Annotated in this window: 19 protein-coding genes and 1 pseudogene; 9 read left to right on the top strand and 11 right to left on the bottom strand. The window is 67.3% G+C overall.

What is annotated here, in order from left to right; translation table 11 throughout:
* Positions 1 to 53: 53 nt before the first annotated feature.
* From ACXJKR_RS08115 to ACXJKR_RS08105, 3 genes are all read left to right on the top strand, one after another.
* Positions 54 to 302: a ParD-like family protein gene (locus tag ACXJKR_RS08115; protein ID WP_056197644.1), complete on the top strand. Its 249-nt coding sequence runs from the start codon at positions 54 to 56 to the stop codon at positions 300 to 302.
* On the top strand, positions 299 to 1090 hold the full coding sequence (gene map, locus ACXJKR_RS08110) for a type I methionyl aminopeptidase (protein WP_457322241.1): 792 nt from the start codon (positions 299 to 301) through the stop codon (positions 1088 to 1090). Before ACXJKR_RS08115 ends, map begins: the two co-directional genes overlap by 4 nt.
* A 90-nt stretch (positions 1091 to 1180) precedes the next feature.
* Positions 1181 to 1603, top strand: a complete 423-nt coding sequence (locus ACXJKR_RS08105; RefSeq protein WP_457322239.1) for a YybH family protein — start codon at positions 1181 to 1183, stop codon at positions 1601 to 1603.
* A gap of 4 nt (positions 1604 to 1607) precedes the next feature.
* Here the strand turns inward: ACXJKR_RS08105 and metE are convergent, their stop codons facing one another.
* Positions 1608 to 3935: a 5-methyltetrahydropteroyltriglutamate--homocysteine S-methyltransferase gene (gene metE / locus ACXJKR_RS08100; RefSeq protein WP_457322237.1), complete on the bottom strand. Its 2328-nt coding sequence runs from the start codon at positions 3933 to 3935 to the stop codon at positions 1608 to 1610.
* Between the two features lie 96 nt (positions 3936 to 4031).
* On the opposite strand from metE, the gene ACXJKR_RS08095 reads away from it, so the two are divergent.
* Positions 4032 to 4955 (top strand): LysR family transcriptional regulator, encoded by a 924-nt coding sequence (locus tag ACXJKR_RS08095; RefSeq protein ID WP_457322235.1) that lies wholly within the window; start codon positions 4032 to 4034, stop codon positions 4953 to 4955.
* Here ACXJKR_RS08095 and ACXJKR_RS08090 read toward each other — a convergent pair.
* The 4 genes and pseudogenes from ACXJKR_RS08090 to ACXJKR_RS08075 all read right to left on the bottom strand — a co-directional run.
* Complete coding sequence (locus tag ACXJKR_RS08090) at positions 4952 to 5704, bottom strand: MgtC/SapB family protein (protein WP_457322233.1); 753 nt, start codon at positions 5702 to 5704, stop codon at positions 4952 to 4954. The genes ACXJKR_RS08095 and ACXJKR_RS08090 overlap by 4 nt on opposite strands.
* Positions 5705 to 5791: 87 nt before the next feature.
* Positions 5792 to 6208 (bottom strand): PilZ domain-containing protein, encoded by a 417-nt coding sequence (locus ACXJKR_RS08085; protein WP_056197633.1) that lies wholly within the window; start codon positions 6206 to 6208, stop codon positions 5792 to 5794.
* Between the two features lie 93 nt (positions 6209 to 6301).
* On the bottom strand, positions 6302 to 6649 hold the full coding sequence (locus ACXJKR_RS08080; protein WP_457322246.1) for an FKBP-type peptidyl-prolyl cis-trans isomerase: 348 nt from the start codon (positions 6647 to 6649) through the stop codon (positions 6302 to 6304).
* 30 nt (positions 6650 to 6679) lie between these two features.
* A pseudogene (locus ACXJKR_RS08075) lies at positions 6680 to 7024 on the bottom strand (FKBP-type peptidyl-prolyl cis-trans isomerase); the annotation flags it as partial.
* Between the two features lie 150 nt (positions 7025 to 7174).
* On the opposite strand from ACXJKR_RS08075, the gene ACXJKR_RS08070 reads away from it, so the two are divergent.
* On the top strand, positions 7175 to 7516 hold the full coding sequence (locus ACXJKR_RS08070) for a YciI family protein (RefSeq protein ID WP_457322231.1): 342 nt from the start codon (positions 7175 to 7177) through the stop codon (positions 7514 to 7516).
* Positions 7517 to 7550: 34 nt separating this feature from the next.
* On the opposite strand, the gene gluQRS is transcribed toward ACXJKR_RS08070, so the two are convergent.
* Both gluQRS and ACXJKR_RS08060 read right to left on the bottom strand, forming a co-directional pair.
* Positions 7551 to 8432 carry a tRNA glutamyl-Q(34) synthetase GluQRS gene (gene gluQRS / locus ACXJKR_RS08065; RefSeq protein WP_457322229.1) on the bottom strand — a complete coding sequence of 294 codons (882 nt, stop codon included), beginning with the start codon at positions 8430 to 8432 and terminating at the stop codon, positions 7551 to 7553.
* Positions 8432 to 9400: a LysR family transcriptional regulator gene (locus ACXJKR_RS08060; protein ID WP_056197622.1), complete on the bottom strand. Its 969-nt coding sequence runs from the start codon at positions 9398 to 9400 to the stop codon at positions 8432 to 8434. The genes gluQRS and ACXJKR_RS08060 overlap by 1 nt, the downstream gene beginning before the upstream one ends.
* Before the next feature lie 111 nt (positions 9401 to 9511).
* Between ACXJKR_RS08060 and ACXJKR_RS08055 the strand changes: the two genes are divergently transcribed.
* Positions 9512 to 10234 (top strand): pirin family protein, encoded by a 723-nt coding sequence (locus ACXJKR_RS08055; RefSeq protein ID WP_457322244.1) that lies wholly within the window; start codon positions 9512 to 9514, stop codon positions 10232 to 10234.
* Positions 10235 to 10268: 34 nt separating this feature from the next.
* Positions 10269 to 10826: a flavodoxin family protein gene (locus tag ACXJKR_RS08050; RefSeq protein ID WP_056197620.1), complete on the top strand. Its 558-nt coding sequence runs from the start codon at positions 10269 to 10271 to the stop codon at positions 10824 to 10826.
* On the opposite strand, the gene ACXJKR_RS08045 is transcribed toward ACXJKR_RS08050, so the two are convergent.
* Positions 10823 to 12016: a DUF1501 domain-containing protein gene (locus ACXJKR_RS08045; RefSeq protein ID WP_056197618.1), complete on the bottom strand. Its 1194-nt coding sequence runs from the start codon at positions 12014 to 12016 to the stop codon at positions 10823 to 10825. The two genes, ACXJKR_RS08050 and ACXJKR_RS08045, sit on opposite strands and share 4 nt — an antisense overlap.
* Positions 12017 to 12020: 4 nt before the next feature.
* A complete protein-coding gene (locus ACXJKR_RS08040) occupies positions 12021 to 13550 on the bottom strand; it encodes a DUF1800 domain-containing protein (RefSeq protein WP_457322226.1) in 1530 nt (509 codons plus the stop codon).
* 183 nt (positions 13551 to 13733) lie between these two features.
* Here ACXJKR_RS08040 and ACXJKR_RS08035 point away from each other — a divergent pair, with 183 nt between their 5' ends.
* Positions 13734 to 13889 (top strand): PEP-CTERM sorting domain-containing protein, encoded by a 156-nt coding sequence (locus ACXJKR_RS08035; protein WP_457322225.1) that lies wholly within the window; start codon positions 13734 to 13736, stop codon positions 13887 to 13889.
* 239 nt (positions 13890 to 14128) lie between these two features.
* Positions 14129 to 14821, top strand: a complete 693-nt coding sequence (locus tag ACXJKR_RS08030) for a hypothetical protein (RefSeq protein ID WP_457322223.1) — start codon at positions 14129 to 14131, stop codon at positions 14819 to 14821.
* A gap of 14 nt (positions 14822 to 14835) precedes the next feature.
* Here the strand turns inward: ACXJKR_RS08030 and ACXJKR_RS08025 are convergent, their stop codons facing one another.
* Both ACXJKR_RS08025 and ACXJKR_RS08020 read right to left on the bottom strand, forming a co-directional pair.
* Positions 14836 to 15828 carry a sulfate ABC transporter substrate-binding protein gene (locus ACXJKR_RS08025; protein ID WP_056197613.1) on the bottom strand — a complete coding sequence of 331 codons (993 nt, stop codon included), beginning with the start codon at positions 15826 to 15828 and terminating at the stop codon, positions 14836 to 14838.
* A gap of 76 nt (positions 15829 to 15904) precedes the next feature.
* Complete coding sequence (locus ACXJKR_RS08020) at positions 15905 to 16870, bottom strand: CysB family HTH-type transcriptional regulator (protein ID WP_457322221.1); 966 nt, start codon at positions 16868 to 16870, stop codon at positions 15905 to 15907.
* Positions 16871 to 17057 lie beyond the last annotated feature (187 nt).

Here is a 17057-nt window from a genome sequence, read left to right as displayed (position 1 = left end):
TGCCCAAGCCTGAGTGATATACGTTTCGTATACGAAGCGTATATAGTCGCGGCATGGGAATCGTCAAAATCTCCGATCCGATGCACGAGAGCCTGCGCGTTGCGAGCCAGGCCTTGTCGCGTTCCATCAATGCCCAGGCCGAGCACTGGATGCGCATCGGCATGCTGGCCGAACTGCACCCGCAGCTGAGCCACAGCGAGATCTGCCAGCTGCTGATCCGCGCCGAGCAGGAGGGTGGGCTGGACCTGGCTCGTTTGGCCGGTTGGGCTCAGGCACCCAAGGCCAAGGGGGCCCGGGCATGAAGAGCCTGAAGCTGCGAACATCCGCCGAGGTCGCCAAGGCTCGCGAGGCCGGGCACCTCATCGCCGAGGTGCTGGCCATGCTCAAGCCCCATGTCGTGCCCGGTGTGACGACCGAGGCGCTGGACGACATCTGCCACGACTACATCGTCAACACGCTGAAGTGCATCCCGTCCAACGTCGGCTATCACGGCTACCCAAAGACAGCCTGCATCTCGCCGAATCACGTCGTCTGCCACGGCATTCCGTCCAAGGACAAACGGCTGAAGAAGGGCGACATCGTCAATGTGGACGTGACGCTGACCAAGGACGGCTGGTTCGGCGACAGCAGCCGCATGTTCATCGTCGGCGAGGCCAATGTGCTGGCACGCCGGCTCGTCAACACGACCTATGAGGCGCTGCGCGCCGGTATCCGCCAGGTGCGCCCGGGTGCGACGTTAGGCGATGTGGGCCATGCCATCCAGACGGTTGCGCATGCGGCCGGCTTCAGCGTCGTGCGCGAGTACGGCGGCCATGGCATCGGCGACGTCTATCACGACGACCCGCACGTCAATCACTTTGGTCGCCCGGGCGAAGGCCTGAAGCTGCAGGAGGGCATGATCTTCACGATCGAGCCCATGATYAACGCGGGCGCCGCCGGCATCCGCGAGCTGAACGACGGCTGGACGGTGGTGACGCGCGACCACTCGCTGTCGGCCCAGTGGGAGCACATGGTGACCGTGACGGCCGACGGCTTCGAGATCCTGACGCCCTGGCCGGACGGCCTCGGCGACTATCCGGCCATCGAGTAGGCCTTGGCCTACGGGGCGATGCAGGCCGCTCCGGCAGTGGGTGAATGCACTGGGCCGCACAGTGAATGCGTCGTCGCCTCGGGAGCCGTCATGACCGAATCCTTCACGCAATTTCTGCACGCGAGAGAAGTCGCCTCGCTCGACTACGTGCGCGGGCAGCCGGACGCCTTCCTGGCGCTGGCTGCCGCGCGCGGCAAGGCGAGCTTCTTTCCTCCCGGCGGCGGCCATGTGCGCGGCGCGGTGGCCGTGAAGGAGCGCCAGGCCAAGGATGCGGAGGCCTTCGACGAGGGCACGCAAAGCAGCCGCTTTGAGATCTTCCACAGCGCGGCCGACCACGAGGTTGGCTACTGGACCGGCCTGCAGCACGCCAGGGTGCAGATAAAAGGCAAGGACGAGTTGCTGTCGATGACGCTGCGTGTCACCGAGGTGTTCCGTCGCGAAGACGGCGAATGGAAGATCGTCCACCGCCACGCCGACATGCTGGCCGAGCCTCAGGAGAAGCCCGGCCACTGAGCCTTCAAGCCGGCGTCGTCTCCGCCCGCAGCTCGCGCGCCGCCGCCACCATGCGCGCCAGCGCCGCCTCCGTCTCCGGCCACCCCCGCGTTTTCAGCCCGCAGTCGGGATTGACCCAGAGCAGGTCAGCCGGGATGACCTCGGCGGCCTTGCGCAGCAGGCGCAGCATCTCGGCCGCGTCGGGCACGCGCGGTGAGTGGATGTCGTAGACGCCAGGGCCGATCTCGTTGGGGTAGCGGAAGTCGCCAAAGCCGCGCAGCAGTTCCATGTCGGAGCGGCTGGTCTCGATGGTGATGACGTCAGCGTCCATGGCTGCGATCTCGGGCAGGATGTCGTTGAACTCCGAGTAGCACATATGGGTGTGGATCTGCGTGTCGTCACGCACGGCGCTGGCAGAGACGCGGAAGGCACGCGTCGCCCAGGCGAGATAGGCGCCCCATGCCGCGCGGCGCAGCGGCAGGCCTTCGCGGATGGCAGGCTCATCGATCTGGATGACGGCAATGCCGGCGGCCTCCAGGTCGACCACCTCGTCGCGGATGGCCAGCGCGATCTGCAGCGCCGTGGTGGCGCGCGGCTGGTCGTCGCGCACAAAGGACCATTGCAGGATGGTGATGGGGCCGGTCAACATGCCCTTCATGGGCTTGTCGGTCAGGCTCTGCGCAAACACAGTCCAGTCCACCGTCATGGCCTTGGGGCGCGACACGTCGCCGAACAGCACCGGCGGCTTCACGCAGCGTGAGCCGTAGCTCTGCACCCAGCCGTTGGCGGTGAAGGCGACGCCCGAGAGCTGCTCGCCGAAGTACTCGACCATGTCATTGCGCTCGGCCTCGCCGTGCACGAGCACGTCCAGCCCTAACGCTTCCTGCTTGCTGACCGCCAGCTGGATCTCGCGCTGCATGGCTTCGCGGTAGGCGGGCTCGGCGAGCGTGCCGCGCTTGAAGGCGGCGMGGGCGGCGCGGATCTCGGGTGTCTGCGGGAAGGAGCCGATGGTGGTTGTCGGGAAGGCCGGCAGGCGCAGGCGCTGGCGCTGCGCGGCCTGGCGGGCGGGGAAGGGCGAGCGGCGTTGGTCGGCGTCGGCGGGCAGTGCCTTGAGGCGGGCGGCGACGGTGCCGTTGCGCACGCGTCGGCTTGTGACACGGTTGGCGCGGGCAATGCGCGACTCGGCCAGTTCACGGGCCACGCTCGCTTCGTCGCCCCACAGCGCGCGCTTGAGTACGCGCAGCTCGTCCAGCTTCTCGACGGCGCCGGCCAGCCAGCCCTGCAGCTCGGTGTCCAGCGCCGCGTCGTGGCGCAGGCTGAAGGGCACGTGCAGCAACGAGCAGGACGGCGCCACCCACAGCCGGCCGCCGCGCAGTTCGCGGACCTTGTTGAGCTGTGACAGCGCCTGGTCGAGGTCACTGCGCCAGATGTTGCGGCCGTCGATGATGCCGACCGACAACTCACGGTCCAGAGGCAGTCGTAGGGCCACGGGCAGCAGTTCCTCGGGCGCGCGCACCGCGTCCACATGCAGGCCGGCCACGGGCAGTTCGCAGGCGAGAGCCAGGTTGTCGCCCAGCGGCGAGAAATAGGTGGCCAGCAGCAGGGGCTGGCCGACGACGCCCAGGCGCGCATAGGCCAGGCGCAAGGCGTCTTGCCATGCCGGGCTGAGGTCCAGGCCGAGGATGGGCTCGTCCAACTGCACCCAGGTCACGCCGCGGGCGGCCAAGCGGGTCAGCAGCTGTTCGTAGGCGGGGAGCAGGCGTTTCAGCAGCACGAGCCGGTCAAAGTCTTCCTGCTTGCTCTTGCCCTGGTAGAGGAAGCTGACTGGCCCGAGCAGCGCGACCTTGGGGCTGGCTGGCAGGGCGATGGCCTCATCGACTTCGGCGAGCAGGCGCTCGGCGTTCAGGCTGAACTCGGTCGCGCTGTCGAACTCGGGGACGAGGTAGTGGTAGTTGGTGTCGAACCACTTGGTCATCTCCAGCGCGGGCACGCCATCGACGTGCGTGCCGCTGCAGCCACAGGCCTCGGTGTGGGCATGGGTCGTCGTGATGCCACGGGCCATCGCGAAATAGCGCTGCAGCGGGGTCTCCTGGCCGTTGAAGCCGAAGCGGGCCGGTTCGCAGCCGAACAGCTGGATCAGGTGGGCGACATGGTCGTAGAGGGCGAAGTCGCCGACGGTGACATGGTCCAGCCCCGCGTCCTGTTGCAGCTTCCAATGGCGGGCGCGCAGCGCGGCGGCCTGGGCCTCCAGTTCGGTGGCGGGTAGCTCGCCGCGCCAGTGGCGCTCCAGCGCCGTCTTCAGTTCGCGGTGCTCGCCCATGCGCGGGAAGCCGAGGATATGAGTCTTGATCATGATGAATCGAACAATGCTGAAAGCGATTCGTGATGATCGGCACTTCATGACTATGATTCAAACGAAACGTTTTCTGAATCATCACAAGTTCCGCTCATGCAAACGCCGCTCGAACTGCGCCATCTGCGCACCCTGGTTGCTTTGCGCGAGGCCGGCAATCTGTCCCGAGCGGCGCAGTTGCTGAACCTGACGCAGTCGGCCTTGTCCCACCAGCTCAAGGCCCTGGAGGAGCACTACGGCGCCGAGCTGTTCGCCCGCAAGAGCAACCCGCTGGTGTTCGGCGCGGTCGGGCAGCGGCTCTTGAAGCTGGCAGACATCGTGCTGACCCAGGTCGATGAGGCTGATCGCGACGTGCGCCGGCTGGTGGACGGCTCGGCCGGCCAACTGCGCATCGCCGTGGAATGCCACACCTGCTTCGACTGGCTGATGCCGGCCATGGACGCCTTCCGCGGCCGCTGGCCGGAGGTGGAGCTGGACATCGTCTCCGGCTTCCAGGCCGACCCCGTGGGCCTGCTGCACCAGGACCGCGCTGAGCTGGCCATCGTGTCGGATGTGGACGCCGACGAGACCGGCGTCGTCGTGCACCCGCTGTTCAGCTTCGAGATCATTGCGCTGCTGCCCAAGGGCCATGCGCTGCTGGCCAAGCCCTGGCTCGAAGCGCTCGATTTTGCTGACCACACCCTCATCACCTACCCGGTGCCCGACGAGATGTTGGACCTCGTGCGCCGCGTGCTGCAGCCCGCAGGCATCACGCCGCCGCGCCGCACCAGCGAGTTGACGGTGGCCATGCTGCAGCTGGTTGCCAGCGGCCGCGGCATTGCAGCGCTGCCGCTGTGGGCGGTGGAAGGCTATCTGGCGCGTGGCTATGTGGCGCGCCAACGCATCGGGGAGGGCGGGCTGACCGGGCGGCTCTACGCCGTCAGCACCGAAGGGCTCGCGGCCAAACCCTTCCTGGCCGACTTCGTGCGGCTGATGCGCGAGACCTCGCTGCTCAATCTGGCGGCGGTCAGCCTGCTCTAGTTGCGAGCGTGGGTCACGCGGTATCCGGCCACGCCAGGCAGCTCATGCAGCCGGTCGGTGAAGCGGCATAGCGTCTGCCCCTTGAAGTTCTGCTTGGCCGTGCAGACGAAGCGCCACTCTTCATGGTCGCCCTGCTTCTCGATGCTCAGCGAGCCGGGCGCGAAGCGGTAGCCCAGGCCATCGGCGAACTCGGCCAGCTCGGCCTGCGTGAAGCGCCGGCCCGATTCGCCGCGCAGCGTCACCGCGATGGCCGGGTGGGAGGGCAGGCGGCTTTCCAGCTTGGCGCCCCACATCATCAGCGTGGCGCACAGCAGCGTCAGTGCGATGGCCGCGAAATAGAAGCCCATGCCCAGCACGATGCCGATGGCCGATGCCGCCCACATCGAGGCCGCCGTCGTCAGCCCCGAGATGTTCATGCCCTCGCGCATGATGACGCCGGCGCACAGGAAGCCGATGCCCGTCACCACACCCTGAATCACGCGGGTCGGGTCGGTGAACTGCGGCAGCGAACCGCCGGCCATGTGGCCGCCGAACCATTGGTCGGGGTAGCCGACGAGGATGGTCACGGCGCAGGACGCCATGCAGACCAGCGCGTATGTGCGCATGCCGGCGGCACGGCCGTGGTAGGCCCGCTCATAGCCGAGCAGCAGGCCCAGCACCATGGCACCGATGAGATGCATCAGCATCAGCACGTTGGCGGCCCATTGGCTGTCGGTCCAGTAGCGCAGCAGGTGGTCGGTTTCGAGCATGACGTCGGCAATGGCGGGGCAAACCTGCCCCGCGACCACGCTAACCCAGTCCAGCCCCGCTCGCCAGGGGGCTGGACGCGAAGGGATTCAGGCCAGGGCTGTCATGCGTTCCACGAGCACGCAGCGCACCCATTTGCGCGCCGTGATCTGCGCGGTCTGCGCGAGCAGGAACTCCTCGGCCTGGGAGTTGGGCGACTCGAACTCGAAGCCGCCGAGCTGCACGATGCGGCTCAGCGGCCGCGTCCAGACGCGGCGCACCTCGGCGCTGAAGAGGGGCACGCCCTCGTCCTCGCCGAGCAGCAGGCGCAACTCGTAGTGCTGGGCATCCAGCGGCGGCTCGGCCGCGGCCAGGATCTGCAGGCCGGCCTCGCTGAGGTTGACGACGACACCGCCGCGCTTCTCGGCCAGGCCCTCGGGCTTGATGACCCAGACCGGCAGCTGTTCGTGCTCGTCGGGCACCAGGAAGAACTCGACGCGAGGGAAGCGGCGTTGGTCAATCGACATGATGTGATCTGGGTTCGTGAACGGGCTGGATCAAAGCATCCGCGAATGACAGGCGCTTGTCAGTCGCCTGCCGTCGCTTGAAATGGCTTCGGGTCAGACCGCCAGAAGGTCGACCTCGAACAGCAGCGTCGCGTTCGGCGGGATGACGCCGCCCGCGCCGTGGGCACCATAGCCCAGCTCCGGCGGCAGCACCAGCATGCGCGTGCCGCCGACCTTCATGCCCTGCACGCCTTCGTCCCAGCCCTGGATGACTTCGCCGCCGCCGAGGCGGAACTTGAAGGGCTGGCCGCGGTCCTTGCTGGAATCAAACTTCTTGCCACGCATGCCGTCCTTGTAGAGCCAGCCGGTGTAGTGCACCGACACGCGCTGGCCCTTGGCGGCTTCGGCGCCGTCGCCCACCACGCGGTCCTCGTACTGCAGGCCGCTGGAGGTGGTGTGCAGGTTCAGCTCGACATGTTCGGGGCCGCCGGCGAGGCCCAGCAGCTCGACCTCGAAGCACAGCGTCGCATTCGGCGGGATGACGCCGCCGGCGCCACGCGCGCCGTAACCCAGTTCGGCCGGGATGATCAGCGTACGCTTGCCACCGATCTTCATGCCCTGCACGCCCTCGTCCCAGCCGCGGATGACCATGCCGGCGCCGAGTTCGAACTCGAAGGGGTCGCCGCGGTCCTTGCTGGAGTCGAACTTGTCGGTCTTGGCGCCGTCGACCCAGAGCCAGCCGGTGTAGTGGACGGTGACGTCATGGCCGGCCGCTGCCTGCTTGCCATCGCCTTCGACGGTGTCGTCAAACTGCAGGCCGGTGGGCGTGGTGTTCATGGGAAATCCTTGCTGTGGGAAAAGCCCCGGATTGTCGCCTCCTGGCCCAGGCGGCTGTTTCGTTGCCTGGGAGGTCTTGGTGTCGATTGCTCAGCCCTTTGTTCGTCGTGTCGAAGGGCGCCTTTGCCCTGCCGCTTCTGAGAGAGACGCATGAACTATCTGCTCATCATCGCCCACGACGACGGGTTTGCACCCACGGAGCGCCTCGTTGCGGAGATCATGGACTGGATCAAGTCGATGGAGGCTCGCGGTATTCGAGTCCAGGGCAACCCACTGCGGCCAGCCTCTGAGGCTGTCACCGTGCGCGTGAGGGATGGAAGGATCAGCCCCTCTTCTGGGCCGTTCTCGCGCTCGCGCGAACAAATGTGCGCGTATGAACTCATCCAATGCGCCAGTCTGGACATCGCCGTCGAGGTCGCAGCCAAACACCCGATGGCTGCAGTTGCCACGATTGAGGTCAGGCCGGTGTGGAGCCAGTTGTCGGAAGGTTGAGCCTGTTCCTGCTCGGCGCGCCAGCTTGTGCGTCTCAACTCGAACGTTCGCCCGCTGATTCCCTCACCAGCGCTTCCCATTTCGACACCGAGCCCGTCAGTACTTCCTCGGCGCTGTTCATCCCGTCCGGCAAGCGCAGCCCCAGCCGACTCGCGGCATCGCGCAGCCGCCCGGCAGGGTCGGCAAGGTCGATGGCCGCCGCGCCGTTCTGCTTGGACAGCTTGTGCCCGTCCACCGCCAGCACAAGCGGCGTGTGCAGATAGCGCGGTGTCGGAAAGCCAAGTGCTCGTTGCAGCGCGATCTGGCGCGGCGTGTTGTCGGCCAGGTCCTCACCGCGGACGATGTCGGTGACGCCTTGTTCGGCATCGTCGGCGACGACGGCGAGCTGGTAGGCCCAGAGGCCGTCGGCGCGCTTGAGGATGAAGTCGCCGACTTCGGTTTCGAGGTCTTGCGATTGCGAGCCCAGCCGGCGGTCCTGCCAGTTGATGCGGCCCGCGACGCGAAAGCGCCATGCTCGCACCGGCCGGCCGTGGGTGCCATCTCGGCAGGTGCCGGGATAGATCAGTTCACCATGCCTGGGCTTGGGGCCGGCTGCCGCTGCGATCTCGGCGCGGGTGCACGCGCAGCCATAGGCATGGCCGGAGGCAATCAGCCGGTCCAGCGCGGCTTGATACAGCTCGCCGCGGCGCGACTGCCAGACGGGCGGCTCGTCGGGTCGCAGGCCGAGGGCATCGAGCTGGCCGAGGATGACCTCGTCCATGCCCGGCGGGCAGCGCGGGCCATCGACGTCTTCGATGCGCACCAGCCACTCGCCGCCGTGGGCGCGGGCATCCAGCCAGCTCGCCAGCGCCGCCACCAGCGAGCCGGCGTGCAGCGGGCCGGTGGGCGAGGGCGCGAATCGACCTCGATAGCTCATCAGAGCAGCAGCCCCTCGTGCTGTTCGAGCAGTGCCTTGCGCGTCGTCTCGCTGCGCAGCTTGTCCAGCCACCATGCCAGCGCCTTGCCCGGTGCGGGACCGGTGTCGCGCCAGGCGTAATGCATCTTGCCGGTGCGGTGGCCTTCGTAGGTGGCCTTGCGCACCAGGCGGCCGGCCTCGATATGACGGCGCACGATGGGCACCGGCAGGGAGCCGCAGCCCAGGCCGCGCATCATGGCCTCCAGCTTGATGGCCAGCGACGGCACGGTCAGCACGTCCTGGCCTGGCAGCAGACCGACGCTGAGCGGCGCCATCAGCCGGGCGCTGTCAGCCACGGCAACGATGCGGTGCTCGGCGATCTGGCTTGCGCTGAGCGGCTCGGGCAGGCTGGCCAGCGGATGGTGGGGCGCAATGCAGAAGGCGAACTCCAGCTCTCCCGCGAACTCACAGTGAATGCCGCTGTTCTGCAGCTGCCCCGGTACACCGACTGCTATGTCGGCCTGGCCATGCAGCAAGGCCTCCCAGGTGCCGGCCAGCACCTCCACGCGCAGCTTGAGCCGGGTCGGCGGTGGGCCGCCACCGTCGATCTTCTCGGCGTAGAAGGCTTCCATCAGATCGAACAGGGCCCGGCGGGCGACGGCGTCATCGACGGCCAGCGTCAGCTCGCTTTCCCAGCCGGTGGAGATGCGCCGCACGCGGTTGGCCACGGCGTCCAGTTCCTGAAGCAGGCGCCTGCCCTCGTGCAGCAGCTCCTGGCCGGCCGCTGTCAGCACGGCCTGGCGGGAGCTGCGGTCAAAGAGCAGCACGTCGAGCGCGTCTTCCAGCTGGCGCACGGAATAGGTCAGCGCCGACGGCACCCGACCCATCTCGCGAGCCGCGGCGGCGAAGCTGCCCGTGCGGGCGATGGTGTCCATCATGGACAGGGCTTCCGGGGTCAGTGCGCGGCGTTTGTCCTGAGGATTCGGCATGCGTTCAGTCTATTTGAATGATGTCCTCAACGCAGGCCGACTCCCGGATACGACGGTCGCTCCTACATTGACTCCATCGCCAACAAGCAAGGAGCCAGCATGCAAAACCCAGTGATGCAACTGATCAAGTCCAGTGACCGCGGCTACGCCGACCACGGCTGGCTGAAGTCCTTCCACAGCTTCTCCTTTGCTGACTACTACGATCCGGCCCGCATGGGCTTCGGGCCGCTGCGTGTCATCAACGAGGACAAGGTCGCTGCTGGCAAGGGCTTCGGCACGCACGGCCATCGCGACATGGAGATCATCAGCTACGTGCTCTCCGGCGAACTGGCGCACAAGGACAGCATGGGCAACGGCGAGGCCGGTGGTGCGAACGCTGGTGTCATCCGCCCCGGCGATGTGCAGCGGATGAGCGCCGGTACCGGCGTGATGCACAGCGAGTTCAACCATGCCAAGGACGAAACGACGCACTTCCTGCAGATTTGGATCCAGCCTGACGCCCGCGGCATCGCGCCGAGCTATGAGCAGAAGCACTTCGACGCCGGCTCCAAGCGCGGCCGGCTGCGTCTCGTCGCGGCCAACGACGGCTCGCAAGGCTCGGTGACCATCCATGCCGATGCCAAGCTGTATGCGGGCCTGTTCGATGGCGCCGAGCAAGCGGAACTTGAACTGGCGCCCGGTCGCCTTGCCTATGTGCACGTCGTGCGCGGCGCGCTCAGCGTGAATGGACAAGACCTGGCAACCGGTGATGCCTTGCAGATTCGCGAAACATCGCGCCTCGCCTTGACGGCCGGCCATGATGCCGAGGTCCTCGTCTTCGACCTGGCAGCCTGAGTTTCTTATCCCCCACCCACAGAGGAATTCCTCCATGAGCAAGATCGTTGTCGTCTACCACTCCGGCTACGGCCACACCAAGCGCATCGCCGAGACCGTTGCCGAGAGCGCGGGCGCCCAGCTCATCGCCATCGACGCCGAAGGCAATTTGAAGGACGCAGACTGGGAAGCGCTGGCCGCGGCCGACGCCATCGTCTTCGGTTCGCCCACCTACATGGGCGCGGCCAGCTGGCAGTTCAAGAAGTTTGCCGAYGCATCCAGCAAGGTCTGGTTCGGCCAGGGCTGGAAGGACAAGCTGGCCGCCGGCTTCACGAACAGCGCCTCCATGAACGGCGACAAGCTGTCGACGCTGCACTACTTCTTCACGCTGAGCCAGCAGCACTCCATGCTGTGGGTGGGCACGGGCATGATGCCGGCCAACAAGAAGGCTTCGACGCGCGACGACATCAACTACGTCGCGTCCTTCGGCGGCCTGATGACGGTCTCGCCCAGCGACGCCTCCACGGACGAAATGGCCGCGGGCGACTTCGCCACGGCCAAGGCCTTCGGCGAGCGCATCAAGACGGTTGCCGCCCGACTGAGCAAGGCTTAAACCAGGCCCAGATCGCGCGCGCTGGCCCCGGGAAAGACGGCGGCCAGCTGCGCGTCGTTCAGGCCGTACATACGCTTGAACAGGCCGCCAAATAGCGCCCGGTACTCGTTGAGCACCGGGTAGTCGCGGTTCTGGAACAGCGTGGCGGCCTTGACCTCCACCTGTTCGCCCATCACCCGCCCGCCCTTCACGCCGCCGCCCAGCACCCAGTAGGCGCTGCCGTGGCCATGGTCGGTGCCGCGGTTGCCGTTYTCGCGGAAGGTGCGGCCAAACTCGCTGACCACCACCACCACGGTGTTGTTCCACTGCGGGCCCATCTCGTCGGCAAACAGCGCGAGGCCGCGGCCGAGCTCACCGAGCTTGGTGGCAAGCTGGCCGGTCGCACCGCCCTGGCCCACATGGGTGTCCCAGCCGCCGACGTCGATGAAACCCAGGGTCACGCGTTCGCGCATCAGCCGTGCGATGCGCCGTGCTTCGAGCGCAAAGCCCTTGGCGGCAATGGCACCGCGGCTGGCCGCTTCCATTTCACCGGCCATTTCGCGTGACACCTCGTCGCGCACCTCGAAGCCGCCGCTGACCGTGTTGGCCATGCGTGTGCCGGCGTACATGCCGGCGATGACCTGGGCCTGGGCGGCATTGATGGCCGGCTTGCCGAGGTCGCGCAGTGCCTGGTTGGCCACCGGCAGATTGCCACGCAGGATCAGCGGCACCTGGTCGGTGAAGGCCATGGCTTCCAACCTCGAACTGACGGGCGAGCCCGCACCCAGTACGCCGGCCAGCCGGTTCATGAAGCCGCTGCGGAAGTCACGGCTGCCCTCGTCGGCCTGGCCCAACTCGATGTGGTCCTGGGTTTCGAAATGGCTGCGTGTCGTGTCGTTGGTGCCGGCAAAGGGCACGAAGGCGGCCTGGCCTTTGAGCCAAAGCGGGTGGATGCTGTCGGCCACCGCGGGCGACAGGCCCCAACTCGCGTCCAGCGGCAGCGCGGCCGTCTTGGCGATGGCGATGTTGGGCCGGGCCTCGTAGTAGAAGCTGGATGAGGTGGGCACCAGCAGGTTGGCCGCGTCATAGGCACCGCGCAGGAAGACGACGAGCAGGCGCGGCGTGTCGGCCGCTGCGGCCCACAGTTGTGTGGGCAGGGCGGCCGTACCAAGGCCAGCGAGGCCGAGCTGGAGCAAAAGGCGTCGGTTCATGGCGTCACCTGTTCATGAAGTCGGGGGAGGCCAGCAGGTAGGTGTTCCATTCCTGTGGCGACGTGGCCTGACCCAGCGCCTGCTGCGTGGCGGCGGCCAGGCGCGGGGCGATGCCCTCGTAGTACAGCGGGTGGGCGATCTGCGGGAAGGCTGGCCTGTCCTTGGGCTCGCCCTCGACCTTGAAGAGGCCCGCGCTGCCGCTGCCGATGGCGCGCGCGATCTCGAAGCGCGTCGTCATCTGGCCGGGCCCCGCCCAGGCGCTTTCGTCGAGTGCATAGCCATCGGGCGTCTGGCGGTTGTAGGGCGCCTGGCCGAGGCGGTAGAGCCAGCCGATCATTGGGCCGGTGTTCAGCACCACCTTGTCGGCATAAGCCAGGCGCACGGCCGAGACGACGTAATGCGTCGGGTCCTTGAACTTGCGGCCCAGGGACGCCTCGAACTCGGGCGAGCCCACCATGGCACGCAGCACCTCGGCGATGCGGCCGTCGCTTTGCAGCCAGCGCTCGGCCATGCGCTCCACCAGCGCCGGCGGCGGCTCGTCGGCGACGAAGTACTGGGCCAGCTTGCGCGCTACAAAGTGGGCCGTGCTCGGGTGTTTGGCCAGCAGGTCCAGCACCTGGTCCAGCTCGGCCTCGCCCTGGCCCTTGACGGCGATGCCGAGCAGTTGCTTGTCGCCGAAATCGTGCCGCGCCGGGTTGAACTCCATCAGCCCGTCTCGGCGGTATTGCGCCTCCTGCGCGGGCTTGAGCTTGGGTTTGTTGTCGGTCAGGTTCACGCCCAGCCCGGTCAGCACGCGGGCCAGCTCCTGCACGTCGCGCTGGCTGTAGCCACCGCCCACGCCCAGGGTGTGCAGCTCCAGCAGCTCGCGGGCGTAGTTCTCGTTGATGCGGTTGGCGGCGTTCTGCTCGTTGTCGAGGTAGCGCAGCATGGCCGGGTGGTGGGCCGTGTAGCCGAGCAGGTCGCGAAAGCGCCCGAGCGCGCGTTCGCGCAGACCCTGCTCGTAGTCGCCCACCATGACGCGCAGGTTGCTCTTGTACTGGTGGACGTTGAAATGGTTGAACCAGAACCAGGTCATCTGCTCCTGGACCTGGTTGGGCGAGTACAGGGCATTCAGCAGCTGGCGGGTCGACGCCTCGCGGGCCAGCTTGGTCAGGGCCTGCTGGTAGTTCTTCTGCGCCTCCGCCTTGGCCATGTCGTCGGTCAGTGCATCGGCGGCCTTGCGCTGGGCTTCCATCTGCTGCACCAGGGGCAACAACGGCTGCTGGGTGACGGCGAGAGCCTGGATTTGCGCCTGAGCGGCTTCTGGCAGTGCGCCCGGGATGCGAGGCTGGAGCTGGGCTTCCAGCCAGACCTCGCGGCCCTGGCGGCGGACCTGGCTGAGATCGGCGCTGCTGGCACCCCAGCTCAAGCGATCCAACCACAGCGTGTCGGCGGCTGCGCTGTGGCTGCCCACCATGGGCGCCTGGAATGGCGCAGCGGCACAGCCGGCCAGCAATGCGGCGGTGCAAAGCGCGAGACGGGGCAAGGCTGTCATGGTGGGCGGGCCTTTCGGGCTGAGTCCGGGCCAACGGTCGGTCGCGGCCCGGCGTTGACCCCGGCAGGCTAGCAGACGCGCCGCCCCCCTAATGTGTCTGTCGGCTGCCGTCATGTTGCTGGTTTGTGGTCTTGGACCGCGTCCTTGCCGCCCTTTGTGTCGAGGCGGTGCTATTTCGAAGACATGCCAGACACCGGTGCCCGCCACATTGCGGCGGCCAGCTTCATTGACGACGTGACGCTGACGACCGCGGCCGTGCCGGAGCCAACGCCGTCGGCTCTGTTGCTGGCCGGCATGGCCGCACTGGGCGGGGTGACCTGGCAGCGTCGACGCCGCTGAGCATCGTTGGGCAGCGCCGGGCGGCTCACCGGCCACCCGGCGTGCAGCGGATGCATGGCCCTGGACTTGCCGGGCTTGCTGTCAACGCACGCAGCCGTTACTGTTTGCGCATGCAAAGCGGTCGTCGAGTTCCGCTCAGGGTAGGGCTGGTGCTTGCGGTAGCCGGGTTGTTCGCTCCGGCTGCCGAGGCGGGTTGTTCGCGTGCGATTGACGTGCCGGTGTCGCCAGCGGGACGGCTGGTGTTCGTCGAAGATGAGCGCGTCGAGGGCGTGCTGCCGGAACTGCTGCGCGAGCGCGGCGCGCTGCTTGGCTGCGAGTTCCGGTTCAGCGTCGTGCCCCGCGCGCGCGCCGCGCGAACGGTGTTCGAGGCGCAGGATGGCGATCTCTATTTGCCGGCATTGCGCAAACCCGAGCGCGATCAGACCCATCTCTTCGTACCCTTGAGTCGCCAGGGCGTGGCCGTGGCGACGCTACGCACGCACGCGCCGGTGCCGGCCGACCTGAGTCGGCTGTTGGCCGACAAGAGCCTGCGCGGCATCTTCGTGCGTGGCTACTACTTCGGGCAGGCCTACGGCGATTTCGTCGACCAATTGCTGGCGGACAAACGTGCCGACATCGTGCCCGACATCGAGGCGCTCAGCCGCATGTTGCGAGCGGGCCGCGCCGACTTCACGCTGCTGCCCCACGTGACCGGCCAGGGTGCCCTGGACCTGGCGCCACGGATGCCGCTGTCGCAGACGGCTTTTCGCATCGAGCTGCTGGAGACCCTGCCGCTGATGGAGAACGGTGTCTATCTGGCCAGGCGCAATCTCGACGCCGCCGACCTGGTGCTGCTGGTGCAGATGTTCGAGCGGGCCGTCGCCGAAGGGGCGCTCCGGCGGGCCTATCTGCGCCACTACCCGCCGGAGGTGGTCGACCACATGCGCTTCTGACCGACTTGGTGCGCTTACTTCGAACCCGGYGCGTAGATCTGGTCGAACACACCGCCATCGTCGAAGTGGGCCTTCTGGGCCTGGCGCCAGTTGCCGAAGTACTCGTCGAGGGTGAAGAGCTTGACCGGCCCGAACTGCTTGGCGTACTTGGCAGCGACCTTGGCGTCACGCGGGCGGTAGTAGTTCTTGGCCGCGATCTCCTGGCCCTCGGGGCTGTAGAGGTAGTTCAGATAGGCCTCGGCCTGCTTGCGCGTGCCGCGCTTGTCGACGACCTTGTCGACGATGGCCACCGGCGGCTCGGCCAGGATGGACACGCTGGGCGTGACGATCTCGAACTTGTCCGGGCCGAGCTCCTTGACGGCCAGGTAGGCCTCGTTCTCCCAGGCGATCAGCACGTCGCCGATGCCGCGCTCGACAAACGTCGTCGTCGAGCCGCGTGCGCCCGAGTCCAGCACCTTGGTGTTGGCGTAGATGCGCTTGACGAAGTCCTTGGCCGAGTCGGGCGTGCCGCCGTTCTTCAGCGCATAGCCCCAGGCGGCCAGGTAGTTCCAGCGCGCCCCGCCGCTGGTCTTGGGGTTGGGGGTGATGACGTCGACGCCGCTGCGGGCCAGGTCGGGCCAGTTGCTGATCTTCTTCGGATTGCCCTTGCGCACCAGGAAGACGATGGTCGACGTGTAGGGGCTGGCGTTGTTGGGCAGCTTCTTCTGCCAGTCCAGGGGCAGCAGCTTGTGGTCGGCGATGGCGTCGATGTCATAGGCCAGGGCCAGCGTGACGACGTCGGCCTCCAGCCCGTCGATGACGGCGCGGGCTTGCTTGCCGGAGCCGCCATGCGAGGCTTTGACGCTGACGGTCTCGCCGGTCTTGGCCTTCCACTGCGCGGCGAAGGCCTTGTTGAAGTCCTGGTAGAGCTCCCGCGTCGGGTCGTAGGAGACGTTCAGCAGCGAGGTCTGCGCAAAGGCGCCGGTGGCGGCGAGAGCGAAGGAGAGGGCGGTGAGAAGGCGGCGCATGGTGTTTGAGTTAGGGGTAAGGCGGTTCACTCTAGGGATCAGGGCAGGAGCGGGCAAAGAAGAAGAGCGCGCAAGCTCATGCGGCTTTCGACCAGGCCAGCACGGGTTCAGCCGCCACGGTCGGCAGCTCGTGGCGGGCCGCATCGACGACCTCGCGCTTGAGCGGCGAAGCAAAGGTCTGGATGAACTCGTAGATGTAGTCGCGCAGATAGGCGCTGCGCCGCACGGCCAGGCGCGTCATGTTGTCCTCGAACAGATGGCGGGCATCGATGGCACGCAGATGGCGGTCGCGCTCCTCGTCGAAGGCGATGGCCGCGACGATGCCCACGCCCAGGCCCAGCTCTACATAGGTCTTGATGACGTCGGCATCCATCGCGCTCAGCACGATGTGGGGCTGCAGCTGGGCCGCGGCAAAGGCCTCGTCGATGTGGGAGCGGCCGGTGTAGCCGGGCTCGTAGGTGACGATAGGAAATTGGGCCAGGCGGGCCAGCGTCAGCGGGCCATCGAGCAGCGGGTGGTCGGGCGGCACGACGACCGAGTGCGTCCAGCGGTAGCAGGGCAGGGCGACGAGTTCAGGGTATTGCGCCAGCGCCTCGGTGGCGATGCCCACGTCGGCCTCGCCATCGAGCAGCAGGCGGGCGATCTGCTGGGGCGAGCCCTGCTGCAGATGCAGGCTGACGTCGGGGTGATGGGCGCGGAAGTCGCGCACGGCGGGCGGCAGCGCGTAGCGCGCCTGGCTGTGCGTGGCTGCGATGCGCAGGCGGCCGCTGCCCGCCTGGGCGAAGTCATCGGCCGCGCGCTTGAGGTTCTCGGCTTCCAGCAGCAGCCGCTCGATGACGGGCAGCACGTGCTCGCCCGGCTCGGTCAGCCCTGTGAGGCGCTTGCCCACGCGCACGAAGAGCTCGATGCCGAGCTCCTCTTCCAACTCGCGGATCTGGCGGCTGACGCCGGGTTGCGAAGTGTGCAGGGCCTGCGCGACTTCGGTCAGGTTGAAGCCGCGGCGCTGGGCTTCGCGGACGGAACGGAGTTGCTGGAAGTTCATGCGAGGCGATTCTGCAAACAGCGATCACTTCTGTCGTCGAACCATTCGCCATATCGTTATGCACTTCGTGGTGGTGTCAGGCGGTTTTGGTACGCCTACAGTTGGCCGGCATCCAAGGAGTCAATGCATGCATAAGGAAGCCATTCCGACCCAGGCCTGGGCCTTGTTCGATCGCTACGTGCACGGC

The sequence above is a fragment of the Roseateles sp. P5_E11 genome (assembly GCF_054049355.1).
The sequence above is the reverse complement of the archived record's forward strand: the minus strand, read 5'-3'. Positions and strand labels throughout refer to the sequence as shown.

Excerpts from the sequence above, each read along its gene's own strand:
- ACXJKR_RS08115 (WP_056197644.1), top strand. The coding sequence starts at position 54 with ATGGGAATCGTCAAAATCTCCGATCCGATGCACGAGAGCCTGCGCGTT.
- ACXJKR_RS08105 (WP_457322239.1), top strand. The coding sequence starts at position 1,181 with ATGACCGAATCCTTCACGCAATTTCTGCACGCGAGAGAAGTCGCCTCG.
- ACXJKR_RS08095 (WP_457322235.1), top strand. The coding sequence starts at position 4,032 with ATGCAAACGCCGCTCGAACTGCGCCATCTGCGCACCCTGGTTGCTTTG.
- ACXJKR_RS08090 (WP_457322233.1), bottom strand. The coding sequence starts at position 5,704 with ATGCTCGAAACCGACCACCTGCTGCGCTACTGGACCGACAGCCAATGG.
- ACXJKR_RS08085 (WP_056197633.1), bottom strand. The coding sequence starts at position 6,208 with ATGTCGATTGACCAACGCCGCTTCCCTCGCGTCGAGTTCTTCCTGGTG.
- ACXJKR_RS08070 (WP_457322231.1), top strand. The coding sequence starts at position 7,175 with ATGAACTATCTGCTCATCATCGCCCACGACGACGGGTTTGCACCCACG.
- gluQRS (WP_457322229.1), bottom strand. The coding sequence starts at position 8,432 with ATGAGCTATCGAGGTCGATTCGCGCCCTCGCCCACCGGCCCGCTGCAC.
- ACXJKR_RS08060 (WP_056197622.1), bottom strand. The coding sequence starts at position 9,400 with ATGCCGAATCCTCAGGACAAACGCCGCGCACTGACCCCGGAAGCCCTG.
- ACXJKR_RS08040 (WP_457322226.1), bottom strand. The coding sequence starts at position 13,550 with ATGACAGCCTTGCCCCGTCTCGCGCTTTGCACCGCCGCATTGCTGGCC.
- ACXJKR_RS08035 (WP_457322225.1), top strand. The coding sequence starts at position 13,734 with ATGCCAGACACCGGTGCCCGCCACATTGCGGCGGCCAGCTTCATTGAC.
- ACXJKR_RS08020 (WP_457322221.1), bottom strand. The coding sequence starts at position 16,870 with ATGAACTTCCAGCAACTCCGTTCCGTCCGCGAAGCCCAGCGCCGCGGC.